At 42.4% G+C, this 13,980-nt stretch carries 17 protein-coding genes and 1 other annotated feature; of the genes, 13 read left to right on the top strand and 4 right to left on the bottom strand.

Annotated features, from left to right (window positions below):
- Window positions 1-31 precede the first annotated feature (31 nt).
- On the bottom strand, window positions 32-508 hold the full coding sequence (locus tag LG330_RS12270; protein ID WP_404404235.1) for a YusW family protein: 477 nt from the start codon (window positions 506-508) through the stop codon (window positions 32-34).
- Window positions 509-732: 224 nt separating this feature from the next.
- Window positions 733-869, top strand: a sequence feature (ribosomal protein L20 leader region).
- A 29-nt stretch (window positions 870-898) separates the two neighbouring features.
- On the opposite strand from LG330_RS12270, the gene infC reads away from it, so the two are divergent.
- The 4 genes from infC to LG330_RS12250 all read left to right on the top strand — a co-directional run bounded on the left by infC (window position 899) and on the right by LG330_RS12250 (window position 2,618).
- Window positions 899-1,435: a translation initiation factor IF-3 gene (infC, locus tag LG330_RS12265; RefSeq protein ID WP_404409590.1), complete on the top strand. Its 537-nt coding sequence runs from the start codon at window positions 899-901 to the stop codon at window positions 1,433-1,435.
- Between the two features lie 22 nt (window positions 1,436-1,457).
- The gene (gene rpmI / locus LG330_RS12260) at window positions 1,458-1,646 is read left to right on the top strand and encodes a 50S ribosomal protein L35 (RefSeq protein ID WP_039810275.1); all 189 of its coding nucleotides are present in this window, start codon (window positions 1,458-1,460) and stop codon (window positions 1,644-1,646) included.
- A 41-nt stretch (window positions 1,647-1,687) separates the two neighbouring features.
- A complete protein-coding gene (rplT, locus tag LG330_RS12255) occupies window positions 1,688-2,047 on the top strand; it encodes a 50S ribosomal protein L20 (RefSeq protein ID WP_041120948.1) in 360 nt (119 codons plus the stop codon).
- A gap of 307 nt (window positions 2,048-2,354) precedes the next feature.
- Window positions 2,355-2,618, top strand: coding sequence for a DUF1294 domain-containing protein (locus tag LG330_RS12250; protein WP_404404232.1), 264 nt, complete (start codon window positions 2,355-2,357; stop codon window positions 2,616-2,618).
- Between the two features lie 26 nt (window positions 2,619-2,644).
- Here the strand turns inward: LG330_RS12250 and LG330_RS12245 are convergent, their stop codons facing one another.
- Complete coding sequence (locus tag LG330_RS12245; RefSeq protein WP_404404231.1) at window positions 2,645-3,034, bottom strand: sigma-w pathway protein ysdB; 390 nt, start codon at window positions 3,032-3,034, stop codon at window positions 2,645-2,647.
- A gap of 105 nt (window positions 3,035-3,139) precedes the next feature.
- Between LG330_RS12245 and LG330_RS12240 the strand changes: the two genes are divergently transcribed.
- The 3 genes from LG330_RS12240 (at window position 3,140) to LG330_RS12230 (ending at window position 5,307) form a co-directional block, all read left to right on the top strand.
- The gene (locus tag LG330_RS12240; protein ID WP_404404229.1) at window positions 3,140-3,625 is read left to right on the top strand and encodes a dUTP diphosphatase; all 486 of its coding nucleotides are present in this window, start codon (window positions 3,140-3,142) and stop codon (window positions 3,623-3,625) included.
- Between the two features lie 63 nt (window positions 3,626-3,688).
- Complete coding sequence (locus LG330_RS12235; RefSeq protein ID WP_404404227.1) at window positions 3,689-4,774, top strand: M42 family metallopeptidase; 1,086 nt, start codon at window positions 3,689-3,691, stop codon at window positions 4,772-4,774.
- 80 nt (window positions 4,775-4,854) lie between these two features.
- Window positions 4,855-5,307 (top strand): small multi-drug export protein, encoded by a 453-nt coding sequence (locus LG330_RS12230; protein ID WP_404404225.1) that lies wholly within the window; start codon window positions 4,855-4,857, stop codon window positions 5,305-5,307.
- Here the strand turns inward: LG330_RS12230 and sspI are convergent.
- Complete coding sequence (sspI, locus tag LG330_RS12225; RefSeq protein ID WP_404404223.1) at window positions 5,304-5,513, bottom strand: small acid-soluble spore protein SspI; 210 nt, start codon at window positions 5,511-5,513, stop codon at window positions 5,304-5,306. The genes LG330_RS12230 and sspI overlap by 4 nt on opposite strands.
- A gap of 99 nt (window positions 5,514-5,612) precedes the next feature.
- Between sspI and LG330_RS12220 the strand changes: the two genes are divergently transcribed.
- The 3 genes from LG330_RS12220 to pheT all read left to right on the top strand — a co-directional run bounded on the left by LG330_RS12220 (window position 5,613) and on the right by pheT (window position 10,170).
- Entirely contained in the window at window positions 5,613-6,362 is a 750-nt protein-coding gene (locus LG330_RS12220) for a TrmH family RNA methyltransferase (RefSeq protein WP_404409589.1), read from the top strand.
- A gap of 340 nt (window positions 6,363-6,702) precedes the next feature.
- Entirely contained in the window at window positions 6,703-7,746 is a 1,044-nt protein-coding gene (pheS, locus tag LG330_RS12215) for a phenylalanine--tRNA ligase subunit alpha (protein WP_404404221.1), read from the top strand.
- Between the two features lie 12 nt (window positions 7,747-7,758).
- Window positions 7,759-10,170: a phenylalanine--tRNA ligase subunit beta gene (pheT, locus tag LG330_RS12210; protein ID WP_404404219.1), complete on the top strand. Its 2,412-nt coding sequence runs from the start codon at window positions 7,759-7,761 to the stop codon at window positions 10,168-10,170.
- A gap of 150 nt (window positions 10,171-10,320) precedes the next feature.
- On the opposite strand, the gene rnhC is transcribed toward pheT, so the two are convergent.
- Window positions 10,321-11,238: a ribonuclease HIII gene (gene rnhC / locus LG330_RS12205; protein WP_404404217.1), complete on the bottom strand. Its 918-nt coding sequence runs from the start codon at window positions 11,236-11,238 to the stop codon at window positions 10,321-10,323.
- A 144-nt stretch (window positions 11,239-11,382) separates the two neighbouring features.
- Between rnhC and zapA the strand changes: the two genes are divergently transcribed.
- From zapA to polX, 3 genes are all read left to right on the top strand, one after another.
- Window positions 11,383-11,643 carry a cell division protein ZapA gene (gene zapA, locus LG330_RS12200; RefSeq protein WP_404404215.1) on the top strand — a complete coding sequence of 87 codons (261 nt, stop codon included), beginning with the start codon at window positions 11,383-11,385 and terminating at the stop codon, window positions 11,641-11,643.
- A gap of 7 nt (window positions 11,644-11,650) precedes the next feature.
- Window positions 11,651-12,199, top strand: a complete 549-nt coding sequence (locus LG330_RS12195) for a CvpA family protein (RefSeq protein ID WP_404404213.1) — start codon at window positions 11,651-11,653, stop codon at window positions 12,197-12,199.
- 66 nt (window positions 12,200-12,265) lie between these two features.
- Window positions 12,266-13,978: a DNA polymerase/3'-5' exonuclease PolX gene (gene polX, locus LG330_RS12190; RefSeq protein ID WP_404404211.1), complete on the top strand. Its 1,713-nt coding sequence runs from the start codon at window positions 12,266-12,268 to the stop codon at window positions 13,976-13,978.
- Window positions 13,979-13,980: the final 2 nt, after the last annotated feature.

Here is a 13,980-nt window from a genome sequence, read left to right as displayed (position 1 = left end):
ATCTGCCGGGGGATATCCCCCGGCAGATTTTTTAATTTCCACGCTGATATTCTTTTTCAGTACCATCTTCAAATTTAATTTCGATCTCGATTGACTGGAATCCCTCTTCAACTTCAAAACCTTCAATCACCCTGTCGATTACTTCATCATCAGGTGTCTCAGTAGTAAAATCAAATTCACTCAGCACAGGCTGGATTTCCTGAAAAGCGTCATCGCCTGACATCGTCAGCATATCTCTTTCATTTTCATATGAGGCTTCCACCTGACTTCCTTCGCTGTCATAAGAGATCTCAAAGTCATTATCGTTTCCTTCATAATCCGCATCCATATCGAACTCGAGGAATGATATGCCTGTATCCTCCTGATTTTCTTCTTCAGGTGCAGGCTGATCCTCTGTCTGTTCAGCATCCTCAGCCGGAGCAGGATCCTGAACGGTTTCATCTTCTTCTCCACAGGCTGCAAGTAATAAACTTAAGCCAGCAGCAGTCATAATCATGCGTGCTTTCATCATGAACGCCTCCGTTTAAATTAATTGAATTATATTAGGTTTAGCCTTTTCATATAAATTCAAACGTATTATTATGAAAAAAGAATGAATTAATGAGAAACTTGTCGAAAAGGTGTTGCTTCATATCCATTAATCTGATATCATCAATTTTGTTGATTAAGAACTTGGATTGACATTCCACTCGGAAGTTGCTACAATAGCAAGAGTGAATCGAATACGAATTTGTGTACAAGAAGAGGCACCCGCTTCTCACCTTCCCGGCAGATTAAGCTGGATGGTAACACGCATTTATTTCCTATAACAGGGTAGTATGTGCATGGCAGCGGGAGACTGAAGAAGTTTCCGGCTTTTTTTATTGCCGAAAACGAGTCGCAAAGGTATTCAAAATCAATCCGGAGGTGGATTACTATTAGCAAGGATAACACGCAGATTAATGAAAGCATCCGTTCACGCGAGGTGCGTCTGATTGATCAAAACGGTGAACAGCTAGGTGTCAAATCAAAGAATGAAGCATTAGAGATCGCAGCGCGCGTCAATCTTGACCTCGTTCTGGTTGCACCAACAGCTAAACCGCCTGTTGCAAGAATTATGGACTATGGTAAGTTCAAATTCGAACAGCAGAAAAAAGAAAAAGAAGCACGTAAAAATCAAAAAATCATCAATTTAAAAGAGGTTCGTCTAAGCCCTGGAATTGAAGAACATGATTTCAATACAAAGCTTCGTAATGCACGGAAGTTCCTTGAAAAAGGCGATAAAGTAAAAGCTTCTATCCGTTTCCGCGGACGTGCCATTACACATAAAGAAATCGGCCAGAGAGTGCTTGAGCGATTTGCTGAAGAGTGTAAAGATATCTCTACAGTAGAAACGAAGCCTAAGATGGACGGCCGCAGCATGTTCCTCATGCTCGCACCAACGAACGAAAAGTAATGATTTAAGGAGGATACTACTCATGCCAAAAATGAAAACTCACCGTGGATCAGCTAAGCGTTTCAAGAAGACAGGTAAAGGTAAACTTAAGCGTTCACGTGCATTCACTAGTCACCTTTTCGCTAACAAGTCAACAAAAGCTAAGCGTAAACTGCGCAAAGGCTCACTTGTGTCTTCAGGCGATTACAAGCGCATCAAAGATATGATCTAATCTAAAAATAATGAACATGATTTATTAGGAGGTAATTTACTATGCCACGTGTTAAAGGTGGAATCGTTTCTCGTAAACGTAGAAAAAGAGTTCTTAAACTCGCTAAAGGTTATTATGGTTCAAAACACACGCTATACAAAGTAGCAAACCAGCAGGTAATGAAGTCAGGAAACTATGCTTTCCGTGACCGTCGTCAGAAGAAGCGTGACTTCCGTAAGCTATGGATTACACGTATCAACGCAGCTGCTCGTACAAACGGTCTTTCTTACAGCCGTCTAATGCACGGTCTTAAGCTTGCGGGTATCGAAGTAAACCGTAAGATGCTTGCTGATCTTGCTGTTGCTGATGAAAAAGCATTCGCGCAGCTTGCAGACGCTGCTAAAGCTGAACTTAACAAGTAATATCAATCAGGCTGTCCTTTATGGGCAGTCTTTTTATATGTTCATCTGAAAAGTTGGCTGGTGATTTCCGCTTCAGGGGGACGCTTTCCGTGGCCGGGCGGTGAGCCAGCAGGCTTCGCCGTGCTTTGTCTCACCTGTCCCTTCCTGCCACAGGAGTCGCCGCCTGCAGCGAGAATCACCAGCTGTGCAGACATGTAGATGAGCTATATAAATCTTTAGCTTAATCACCTGAAAAATCAAGCGACTATTAATCACTTGGAACATTATCTTCGGGTTGTTTATGATGTAAAGAGGAAGAGGTGTGTTTATGGATACGTTGTTTTTGTTATATTACTTTGTGTTGTCTTTGGTCGGATTTATTTCAATGAAAGTGGACAAGAAGCGTGCGAGAAATAATGAATATAGAATTTCTGAAAAAACGCTGTGGACGATTGCGCTGTTAGGCGGCGCACTCGGATCGTGGGCGGGGATGAATGTATTCAGACATAAGACAAAACATTTGTCGTTCAGAGTCGGCATGCCGCTGCTTGTGATTTTGCACAGCGCATTCATTATTTGGGCTATACGCTAAAAAAAGCTGCCACATGGCAGCTTTTTTTAAGTTTCTTTACCGAGTAATTCTCTAATCGGGCTTTTCCAGTCGATTTTGGCATGTGGATAATTGCTTTTGATTTCAGTCTCCATAAAACGAAAATCTTCCACCCTGAAACCCTGAAGGTTAGACGGATCATCCGGCCAGACAAAGATATTAATGACGTCAAATGACCTGTCTGCTTCCCCAAGGTATTTTTCTCCCTGAAACATGACACCTTTATACGTTATAAAAAAGTTCTTTCTCGGATTACGCGCATCATCGTGGAAAAAATACTCTTCTCTATCATGAGCGGATTCGAGCTTTCTTTTAGGGTCAAACAAATATTTTATCCCTTTATATAGTAAGTAAAGGATTAATAAAGTAATCGCTACCCGTAATAAGATTAAGATCATGCGGGACCCCCTGTAATCTAGATACTACACATACGGTTTGGTTCAGCTGAAAGTTTCAGTTTTGGACTAAAATTTTGTTACACTGTGTGAGAAGGAGTGAATATGATGAATTGGAATGAACTTTATCAAATGCAATATGAACTGGATTTATTTATCGAAAAAGAGCATGGACTGACAGATAAGAATTTATTAAAGGATAAATTGCTTGCATTGTCTGTTGAAGCAGGTGAACTTGCGAATGAAACAAGATGTTTCAAGTTCTGGAGTCTCAAGGGACCATCTGAAAAAAGTGTCATCCTTGAAGAGTATGTGGATGGTATTCACTTTTTACTATCAATCGGACTCGAAACACATCTAAGGTACGACCAGAAAACAGTCTTTAAAACGGATGATTCACTGACAGAATTATTTCTTCAGTTTAATCGCCATATCAGTGAATTTGCAGAGGCTCACACGGAAGAGCGTTATGATCAAATGTGGCATACATATTTATTAATAGGCGAAAAACTCGATTTCTCTGCTGAGGATACAATCCGTGCGTATAAAGAAAAAAATGAAGTCAATGTAGAACGCCAAAAAAATAAATACTAATTTTGTGAATACTCTGGCGAAGTGGTATAATATTGCTTGGTAATAAGTTAGGGAGGCGAAGAAATGACTAAATATGATGAGCAGTTAACAATGCTGAAAGATTTAACAGATGCTAAAGGGATTCCGGGTAACGAACATGAACCAAGAGAGGTCATGAAAAAATACATATCACCGTTTGCTGATGAAGTAACAACAGACGGTATCGGCAGTTTAATCGCAAAGAAATCCGGTAAAGCAGGTGGGCCACGCGTTATGGTAGCAGGTCACCTTGATGAAGTCGGGTTTATGATTACACAAATCGATGATAAAGGTTTTCTTAAGTTTCAGACAGTAGGCGGATGGTGGTCACAAGTGATGCTGGCACAGCGTGTGACGATCGTGACGAAAAAAGGTGATATCACAGGTGTAATCGGTTCAAAACCGCCGCACATTCTGCCTCCCGAAGCGCGTAAAAAGCCGGTAGATATTAAAGATATGTTTATTGATATCGGTGCTTCGTCAAGAGAAGAAGCAGTCGAGTGGGGTGTAACGCCTGGTGATATGGCTGTACCTTATTTTGAATTCACTGTCATGAACAATGATAAGATGCTGTTAGCGAAAGCCTGGGATAACAGAATCGGCTGTGCGATTGCGATTGACGTGTTAAGACAGCTGAAAGGTCAGCAGCACCCGAATGAAGTGTTTGGTGTTGGTACTGTTCAGGAGGAAGTCGGGCTGCGCGGTGCACGTACAGCTGCAGTGGCTGTTAATCCTGATATCGGGATTGCAGTTGATGTTGGTATTGCAGGGGATACACCGGGTATAACAGCTAAAGAAGCAAGCTCAAAAATGGGTAAAGGTCCACAGATTATACTTTATGATGCTTCTATGGTTGGTCATAAAGGGCTTAGAGACTTCATCACAAATATTGCGGATGAGCACGGAATTCCTTATCAGTTTGATGCGATTGCCGGCGGAGGAACGGATGCAGGTTCAATCCATTTATCTGCAACAGGTGCACCTTCAATCGCGATCACAGTTGCGTCACGCTATATTCACTCACATGCAGCGATGATCCACAAAGACGATTATGAAAATGCAGTGAAGCTGATCGTAGAAGTAGTTAAAAAGCTTGACCGCGATGCAGTGAATGCGATTACATTTGACTAAATGAAAAGATGCCTCTTAGCAGGGGCATCTTTTTTAATGATATACTGAATGAAGTAAATTGAATCTAAAGGAGTCACCATATGCTACTTGTTGAATACGCACTTTTATTCCTGGCAGCCGCAACACCCTGGCTTGAGATTGCGCTTGTTGTGCCGCTCGGGATCCTCAGGGGACTGTCACCATTCTGGGTGATGGTAACTGGTTTTGCAGGTAATCTGCTGACTGTATTTTTACTCATTGTATTATTTCAAAAAGTAAAAGAATACTTAGCAAAAAGAAATGAAAAAAAGCAAACGCATAAAGAAAACAAACGCCAGACCCGGGCCCGGAATGTATGGAACAAATATGGTCTTCCGGGCCTGTCTTTGTTAGGACCGATTCTGATTGGCACTCATATTGCAGCTTTTATCGCTTTATCATTAGGAGCTGATAAAACGCGTGTGCTGGTCTGGCAGATTGTCAGTATTGCCATTTGGACACTCGCATTTGGTTATGCTGCGATATTCGGAATCGATTTTCTCCTGAATACTTAATGTTTTAAGCCGTTTTCAAGGGTTTGAAGCATGCGCTGCTGTTCTTCAGCAGCGCTTTCTTTCCAGATGATCTCAAATAGTACACCGAGGCCCGGAAGTAATTGCTCTTCTTCTCTTTGAATCGAATCCACAATCGTATCCTGTAATTGTTCAGTATTATTGTCTTTCACATTATGCATCACTGTCTGTCTGATATTTAAATTCATGACGTACCCTCCATTCTTTGATACCATTATCTTCTCCGCATTCACTATGTCTATACATGAAAATCAGCTATAATAGTGAAATCGATAAAAGAGGAGTGCATACACGTGATTCAATCACTGCAAAATACAAAGGTAAAAGAATGGAAAAAGCTGACCACAAAAAAAGGCAGGGATAAGAGCGGTTTGTTTCTTGTTGAAGGGTGGCACCTGACTGAGGAAGCAATTAAAGCGGATGCAGTGATAGAAGCGATTGTTAAAGAAGGGATTGAGCTGCCTTCTTATATGGAAGCAGTTGAGATCCACTTTGTAACTGAGGAAATTTCTTTAGCATTGGCTGAAACGGAGCATACGCAGGGCGTCTTTGCTGTTTGCAGACAGCCGGAAGTACAATTTGAAACATTACATGCGACAAACATTCTCATGCTTGATGCCATACAGGATCCGGGGAATATTGGAACGATGATCAGAACGGCTGACGCGGCAGGAATGGATGCAGTAATTCTTGGCAAGGGTACAGCTGATCCCTACAATGCAAAAGTCTTACGTTCAGCACAAGGCAGTCATTTTCACCTGCCAATACTGAAGCAGGATTTATTCTCAGTTATTGAACATTGTAAGGGGAGTGAAATTCCAGTGTACGGGACATCACTACAGGGAGCTGTACATTATAAGGAAGCTTCAACTAATGAAAAGTTTGCGCTTATCATGGGGAATGAAGGAGCGGGCGTTAACAGTGAATTGCTTGCGCTGACTAATCAGAACCTGTATATACCGATCTATGGAAAAAGCGAATCTTTGAATGTTGCGATAGCAGCGGGGATTCTGCTTTATCATTTGAAAGGTGAATGATGGTCTTTAAATTTTTCTGAATGTAGTATATACTTGTTGAGGAATGAAATGAAAAACGTTGACGGAGAAAAGTAATCTGGTCAATCTGTTCAAAAGGGAAGGCGGATCCTGGACTGAAAATCTGCCTGCAGAGACTATTGATGAAGTTCACCTCCAGAGTTGTCACCGGGACCGCTATATGCGTAAAGGTGTACCGGCTAAACGCCGTTATCAGTCTTATGAGCGGATCTGTCATCGTTGACGGATCAATCAGGGTGGTACCACGGAATCTAAGCACTTCGTCCCTTTTTACCAGGGGATGGAGTGCTTTTTTGTATTGAAATAAAGGAGGAACGTATACATGGAACAACGTTTACAGGAATTAAAGCAGGAAGCACTTGAAAAAGTTCAGCATGCCAGTGATCTGAAAGAATTAAATGACGTAAGAGTCGCTTATCTCGGTAAAAAAGGACCGATCACTGAAGTCCTGAAAGGGATGGGAAAACTCTCTGCAGAAGAACGGCCGAAAATGGGTGCTCTTGCAAATGAAGTACGTGACAGCATTGCAGGTTCAATTGAAGAAAAGCAAGAAGGTCTTGAAAACGAAGCCGTTGAAAAGCAGCTGGCTGAAGAGTCAATTGATGTAACGCTTCCTGGCCGCCCTGTACCAGCAGGTCATGCACACCCGCTGACAACGGTCATTGAGGAAATTGAAGATCTGTTTATTTCGATGGGTTACACAGTTGAAGAAGGGCCAGAAGTTGAAAAGGATTATTACAACTTCGAGGCGCTTAATCTGCCAAAAGGTCACCCGGCAAGAGATATGCAGGATTCCTTCTATATAACTGAAGACGTTTTGCTCAGAACACACACATCACCGGTACAGGCAAGAACGATGGAACGACATGCAGGTAAAGGTCCTGTAAAAATCATCTGCCCTGGTAAAGTGTATCGTCGTGATAATGATGATGCGACGCACTCACACCAGTTTATGCAAATTGAAGGACTTGTAGTGGATGAAAATATCCGTATGAGTGATCTTAAAGGAACGCTTAACATATTTGCTAAAAAAATGTTCGGTGAAGACCGTGAAATCAGATTACGCCCAAGCTTCTTCCCATTTACAGAGCCTTCAGTTGAAATGGATATTTCATGTAAGATCTGTGGAGGAAAAGGCTGCAGCGTTTGTAAAGGAACCGGCTGGATTGAGATTCTTGGTGCAGGTATGGTGCATCCGAATGTACTGAAAATGGCGGGATTTGATCCTGAGAAATATACAGGGTTCGCATTTGGTATGGGACCTGAGCGAATTGCGATGCTGAAATATGGAATTGATGATATCCGTCATTTCTATACAAATGATGACCGTTTCTTAAAACAATTCGCCCGTAAAGAAATTCGCTAAGGAGGATGAACCATGTTTGTATCTTATAAATGGCTTGAAGAATATATCGATTTATCCGGGGTAACACCTGATGAACTCGCTGAAAAAATTACACGTTCAGGAATTGAAGTGGAAGGTGTTGAAATTCCTGCAGAGGGTATTAAAAATGTTGTGATCGGACACGTAGTATCGTGTGAGAAGCACCCGGAAGCTGACAAATTAAACATTTGTCAGGTGGATGTTGGTGAGGAAGAAAATGTACAGATTATCTGCGGTGCACCAAATGTTGCAGCAGGTCAAAAGGTAGCTGTTGCAAAGGTTGGCGCAGTGCTGCCTGGTAACTTTAAAATTAAAAAAGCGAAGCTGCGCGGAGAAGCTTCCCACGGAATGATCTGTTCATTGCAGGAGCTTGGCGTTGAAACGAAACTTATTGAGAAAAAATATGCGGAAGGTATTTTCAATTTCCCACAAAATGCAGAAGTTGGCGCAGATGCACTTGAAGCATTAATGCTTAATGATGCAGTGCTTGAGCTCGGGCTGACACCTAATCGTGCAGATGCGATGAGCATGATCGGGGTAGCATATGAAACTGGTGCGATTTTAGACCGCCCAGTAAAGCTCCCGGATCTGAACTATGAAACGGTTGACGCGCGTGCAGAAGATGCAATCAAAGTGCGTGTTGAGGCTGTGAATGAAAATCCGATCTACCTTGCAAAAGTAGTAAAGGATGTAAAAGTCGGTGAATCTCCACAATGGATGAAAAACCGTCTCGTTGCAGCAGGAATCAGACCTCATAATAATGTAGTGGATATTACGAACTACATTTTAATTGAATACGGGCAGCCGCTCCACGCCTTTGACCTTGATCAGATCAAAACAGGTGAAATTGTAATCCGTCTTGCAAAACAGGGTGAAAAGATCAAAACACTTGATGAAGCTGAAAGAGAACTGAGCGAAAATCATCTTGTCATCACAAATGGCGAAGTGCCTATGGCAATTGCCGGCGTGATGGGTGGATATGATAGTGAAGTAACAGACCAGACCGTCAATGTAGTCATTGAATCGGCATATTTCGCGCCATCATCTGTCCGGCAGACATCTAAAGAAATCGGCCTTCGCAGTGAAGCGAGCTCCCGTTTTGAAAAAGGTGTAGATCCGAAACGTGCGGCACTTGCAGCAGAGCGTGCAGCACAGCTGTTAACACTTTATGCGGATGGAAAAGTGCTCTCAGGCACTTCTGCAGCGGATCACATGGATATTCAGGAAAAGAAAATCTCAATCACGCTTGAAAAAATTAATCGTGTGACAGGCACTGAACTGACTGAAGAGGCGGTACTGGACATTTTCCGCAGATTACAGATAGATGCATCTGCGAATGAGGGATTAATCACAGTTGCTGCTCCAACGCGACGCGGAGATCTTGAAATTGAAGAAGATCTGATTGAGGAAGTTGCACGTCTATTTGGATATGACAATATTCCAATGACACTTCCTGTACACGAAACAAATCCGGGTGGCTTATCGCCGCGCCAGCAAAAGCGCCGTCTGATCCGCCAGACAATGGAGGGTGCAGGACTTGTCCAGGCTGTGACGTATTCATTGACAAACCAGCAAAAGGTGACTGAATTTGCGCTTGATGTAAAAACACCTGTTGAACTGATGATGCCAATGAGTGAAGAGAGAAGCCAGCTCAGACAAAGTATCATTCCTCAGCTACTTGAAAGTGTTTCCTATAACAGTGCAAGACAAAAAGAATCTTCAGCATTTTATGAGACAGGATCAGTATTCCTGGCTGAAGGCTCAGAGCTTCCAAATGAGGAAGAACATCTTGCAGGTGCACTGACTGGTCTTTGGCAGCTGCATCCATGGCAGGGTGAGAAAAAACAGGTTGATTTTTATGTAGCAAAAGGAATCCTGGATGCCCTGTGGGAAAAACTCGGTATCAGCGATGAAATCCGTTACGAAGCGGCTAAAATGGACCATATGCACCCGGGCAGAACAGCGGCTGTCTATTATAAAGATCAGCAGGTTGGTATTGTGGGCCAGGTTCACCCTGTAAAAGCAAAAGAGCTTGATCTGAAAGAAACATACGTTTTTGAAGTCAAGCTTGAAGAGATCTACGGCGATGAAACTGCACCACTGAAATACAGCGCAATCCCTAGATATCCTTCAATTTCAAGAGATATCGCACTTGTAACTGACAGAGCAGTTGCAGCAGGTACACTCGAAGCAATCATTAAAGAAGCCGGTGGAAAGCTGCTGAAAAACGTACAGTTATTTGATCTGTACCAGGGAGATAAAATGGAAGAGGGGAAGAAATCTCTTGCATTCTCACTGACGTACTTGGACCCTGAACGTACGCTGACTGATGAAGAGGTCTTGAAAGCACATAATCAGGTGCTTGATGCAGTAAAAGAAAAAACCGGCGCAGAATTGCGTTCGTAATAGAAAAAAGCTGAGACGTTGTTGTCTCAGCTTTTTTACATGATTTGGGTGACTCATTGGGGACGGAGTTGAGTGGTTCATTTTTAGAATGATTCTAAAAGTGGCACAGTCAACTCCGTCCCCACTGTGCCACACGATATAAAACAACCTCTATACAAGCTTCTTCGCTTTTTGCGTATTCGCAAAATGCTTTTTCGTAAAATGATCCAGGCTGCTCTCACCTTTTGAACGGATGAGTCTGGCTGCTGCCTGGTCGACCTTCGCGCCTGCGCCTTTAGGTAATGTAAACCCGGCTTCCTGACTCAGCTGGTCCATTGCTTTGATAAAAGCGTACCTTGCAATAATGGAAGCTGCTGCGACAGCAAGATGAATCCCTTCAGCTTTTGTGCTGAAATAGACATTTTCTCTGTAGATCGCTTTTTCCCCACTGATGTGACGATAATAAACTTTTTCCTCAGCAAATTGATCAATCAGCACACATTCAGGGGTGACAGGTGAGATCTTTTTTCTTAAATGTATAATTGCCTGATTATGCAGGACCGCTTTTATTTTCCCCTGCGTCCAGCCCTGCTGCTGTTTGGCATTATACTTTTCATTTGGTAATGTGAGGAGGCTGTATGGAATTGTATGAATCAGGTCCTTGGCAATTTTCACAATTGTTTCATCTGTGAGGTGCTTGGAATCTTTTACACCCAATTCTTTTAACAGGTTGAGCTGATCGTTTGAGACGTAAGCAGCAACGACTGTAATTGGACCGAAATAATCTCCTGTACCTACCTCATCTGTCCCGATAATCGACATTTCCTCAATATGTTGCGGCAGGCTTTTATTAGAGGGGGCAGAAATCTTCTTTGTCTTTTGTTCTGCAGGACCCCATTTAGCAGCTTCTTGTACCCCGCTTTGTCCCTGGAACAGCACTTTTCCGGATTTATAGGCCGTAATTGAATAAGTAGGTCCTTTCGCAGCGAAAAGCGCACCTGCCGGAGGGCTTGGCTTTAAAAAAGACTGGTAGTGTACCTTCATTTCATTGATCTTTGAAATTGGTAAAGTTAAGACTGCATTCTCCATTTATTTCTCCTTTATATAGACAAGATTTGCTTTGTCAGCGTACCATATTAGCGTGACATGTAAATATAATCAACTTTTCTTTTCATCTCCAAATTCTACGTGTTATGATAGTGATTAGGATTCTTGAGAATGGGGGCAGCTGCGTTGTCGAACAATCGTAAAAACCGCACAAGTGTTGACATCTATGGACAATCTTACTCCATCGTAGGCAGTGAGTCCACGTCTCATATCAGACTTGTTGCCTCAATGGTTGATGAAAAAATGAGAGAGATCAGCTCGGTTAATCCGGCGCTCGATACATCTAAGCTGGCTGTACTGACAGCAGTTAATGCAGTACATGATTATCTGAAGTTAAAAGAAGAAATGGAAGAACTCGAGAAAGAATTAAAAAATTTAAGGGATTGAATGCTAGATGCTGGATTTGCTGTTATTCATTTTGCTTTTGGCCGGCTTCCTGATCGGACTCCGCCGCGGATTTATATTACAATTAATTCATATGATAGGATTTATCATTTCATTTTTCCTCGCATACAGGTATTATGAGCAATTAGCGCCTAAGCTTGTGCTATGGGTGCCATACCCTGCTTTTGATACTGATTCACGTCTCAGTTTAATTGCTGAGTCTGTGAACCTTGAAGATGCCTATTACCGGATCATTGCTTTTGCAATTATCTTCTTTGCTGCTAAAATTATTATGCAGCTGATCGGGTCAATGTTTGATTCAGTTGCCCAGTTCCCGATGCTCCGGCCATTGAACGTTGTCGGTGGAGGACTGATGGGCTTTATTGAAATGTATCTTGTGTTATTTGTACTGATTTATATTGCTGCAATGATTCCTATGGGAATGATTCAAAGTACATTATCCGATTCCTGGATTGCAGCGTTTATTCTTGAACATACACCCGTGTTTTCAGAACAAGTGAAAGACTGGTGGCTGGAAACGCGATCGTCATCATCTTAAACATGAAGAAAGCCCGGAATTCCCCGTCGTGGATTCCGGGCTTTTTAACGAAAGGAAGCGGTCAGATTGAATAAAAAAGATATTATTAAATTACTTGAAAAAATTGCGATTTATATGGAATTGAAAGGAGAGAATCCTTTTAAAATCAGCGCATTCAGAAAAGCTGCACAGGCACTTGAAACCGATCAGCGGAGCCTTTCGCAGATTGAAGACCTGACTGCGCTTAAAGGAGTCGGTAAAGGTACTGCAGCTGTGATGAAAGAATTTGTTGAAACAGGTGAATCTGAAGTACTTGAGTCATTAAAAAAAGAAGTGCCTGAAGGCTTGATTCCACTGTTAAAGCTGCCGGGGCTAGGCGGTAAAAAGATTGCCAGGCTGTATCAGGAGCTTGGTGTTGAAACAGTTGAAGATTTAATTAAAGCCTGTGAAGAAGGTAAAGTGCAGGCGCTATCAGGATTTGGTGCGAAAACTGAAGAAAAAATCCTGGCTGCTGCACAAAATGCCGGCAGCAGGCCTGAACGTCTTCCGATCGCAACTGTTTTACCAATTGCAGAAGAAATTGATCTACTGCTCGGCGGGATCAAAGAGATTACACGCTATTCAAGAGCAGGCAGTCTGCGCAGAACATCCGAGACTGTTAAGGACCTTGATTTTATTGCGTCAACTGATCAGCCGGAAAAAGTAAGAGAGCAGATTTTACAGGTGGAAGGGCTGAAAGAAGTGATTGCAAATGGTGATACGAAAGTATCGATTGTTCTTGAGCGCGGCGTTGAACTCTCGATTGATATCCGGTTGATAGAAGATCAGGCATTCCCTTCAACACTTCATCATTTTACAGGGTCTAAAGATCACAACGTAAAACTGAGACAAATCGCGAAAGAACGCGGTGAAAAAATCAGTGAGTACGGTGTTGACAATAACGAAACAGGTGAATTAAAAACGTTTGAAACAGAAGAGGAATTTTTCAATTATTTCGATCTTAAATATCTCTCACCTGAACTGCGTGAAAATGGCAGGGAAGTAGAAAGGCATGAAGAAGCAGCAGGGCTGATCACACTTAGTGACATCAAAGGTGACCTGCATATGCATACGACCTGGAGTGATGGGGCTTACTCTTTAGAGGAAATGATTGAAGCATGTATCGAAAAAGGATACGATTACATGGCAATTACTGATCACTCAGCGTTTTTAAAAGTAGCAAATGGGCTTTCTGCGGAACGCTTAAGAAAACAGATCGCAGAAATCAGAGAACTGAATAAAAAATATGATGAAATTGAAGTGCTCGCAGGGATTGAAATGGATATCCTGCCTGATGGGTCACTTGACTATGAAGATGACCTGCTGGCTGAGCTTGATATCGTCATCGCTTCAATCCATTCTTCATTTTCACAATCACAGGAAAAAATTATGACGAGACTTGAAACTGCGCTTCAAAATCCGCACGTGGATTTTATCGCGCATCCAACCGGCAGGATTGTCGGAGAGCGGAAAGGCTACGAGCCGGATATGGATCAATTAATTAAAAGAGCTGCAGAAACTAAAACAGCACTTGAACTAAATGCTAACCCGTACCGCTTTGATCTCAATCATGAGAATGTATCAAAGGCACAGGAAATGGGTGTGCCGATTCTGATCAACACAGATGCACATGACCGGACGCATCTGGATTTCATGGATCTCGGTGTAAAAGTTGGACGTAAAGGATGGCTGAAAAAAGAATCAGTAGTCAACGCCTATACGCTTGAAGAACTGATGAAATTCCTGAAACGCAACGATTAAGG

Source organism: Jeotgalibacillus malaysiensis (assembly GCF_044789845.1).
Classification (GTDB): domain Bacteria; phylum Bacillota; class Bacilli; order Bacillales; family Jeotgalibacillaceae; genus Jeotgalibacillus; species Jeotgalibacillus malaysiensis_A.
The sequence above is the reverse complement of the archived record's forward strand: the minus strand, read 5'-3'. Positions and strand labels throughout refer to the sequence as shown.

Excerpts from the sequence above, each read along its gene's own strand:
- LG330_RS12270 (WP_404404235.1), bottom strand. The coding sequence starts at position 508 with ATGAAAGCACGCATGATTATGACTGCTGCTGGCTTAAGTTTATTACTT.
- rpmI (WP_039810275.1), top strand. The coding sequence starts at position 1,458 with ATGCCAAAAATGAAAACTCACCGTGGATCAGCTAAGCGTTTCAAGAAG.
- rplT (WP_041120948.1), top strand. The coding sequence starts at position 1,688 with ATGCCACGTGTTAAAGGTGGAATCGTTTCTCGTAAACGTAGAAAAAGA.
- LG330_RS12250 (WP_404404232.1), top strand. The coding sequence starts at position 2,355 with ATGGATACGTTGTTTTTGTTATATTACTTTGTGTTGTCTTTGGTCGGA.
- LG330_RS12245 (WP_404404231.1), bottom strand. The coding sequence starts at position 3,034 with ATGATCTTAATCTTATTACGGGTAGCGATTACTTTATTAATCCTTTAC.
- LG330_RS12240 (WP_404404229.1), top strand. The coding sequence starts at position 3,140 with ATGAATTGGAATGAACTTTATCAAATGCAATATGAACTGGATTTATTT.
- LG330_RS12235 (WP_404404227.1), top strand. The coding sequence starts at position 3,689 with ATGACTAAATATGATGAGCAGTTAACAATGCTGAAAGATTTAACAGAT.
- LG330_RS12230 (WP_404404225.1), top strand. The coding sequence starts at position 4,855 with ATGCTACTTGTTGAATACGCACTTTTATTCCTGGCAGCCGCAACACCC.
- sspI (WP_404404223.1), bottom strand. The coding sequence starts at position 5,513 with ATGAATTTAAATATCAGACAGACAGTGATGCATAATGTGAAAGACAAT.
- pheS (WP_404404221.1), top strand. The coding sequence starts at position 6,703 with ATGGAACAACGTTTACAGGAATTAAAGCAGGAAGCACTTGAAAAAGTT.
- pheT (WP_404404219.1), top strand. The coding sequence starts at position 7,759 with ATGTTTGTATCTTATAAATGGCTTGAAGAATATATCGATTTATCCGGG.
- rnhC (WP_404404217.1), bottom strand. The coding sequence starts at position 11,238 with ATGGAGAATGCAGTCTTAACTTTACCAATTTCAAAGATCAATGAAATG.
- LG330_RS12195 (WP_404404213.1), top strand. The coding sequence starts at position 11,651 with ATGCTGGATTTGCTGTTATTCATTTTGCTTTTGGCCGGCTTCCTGATC.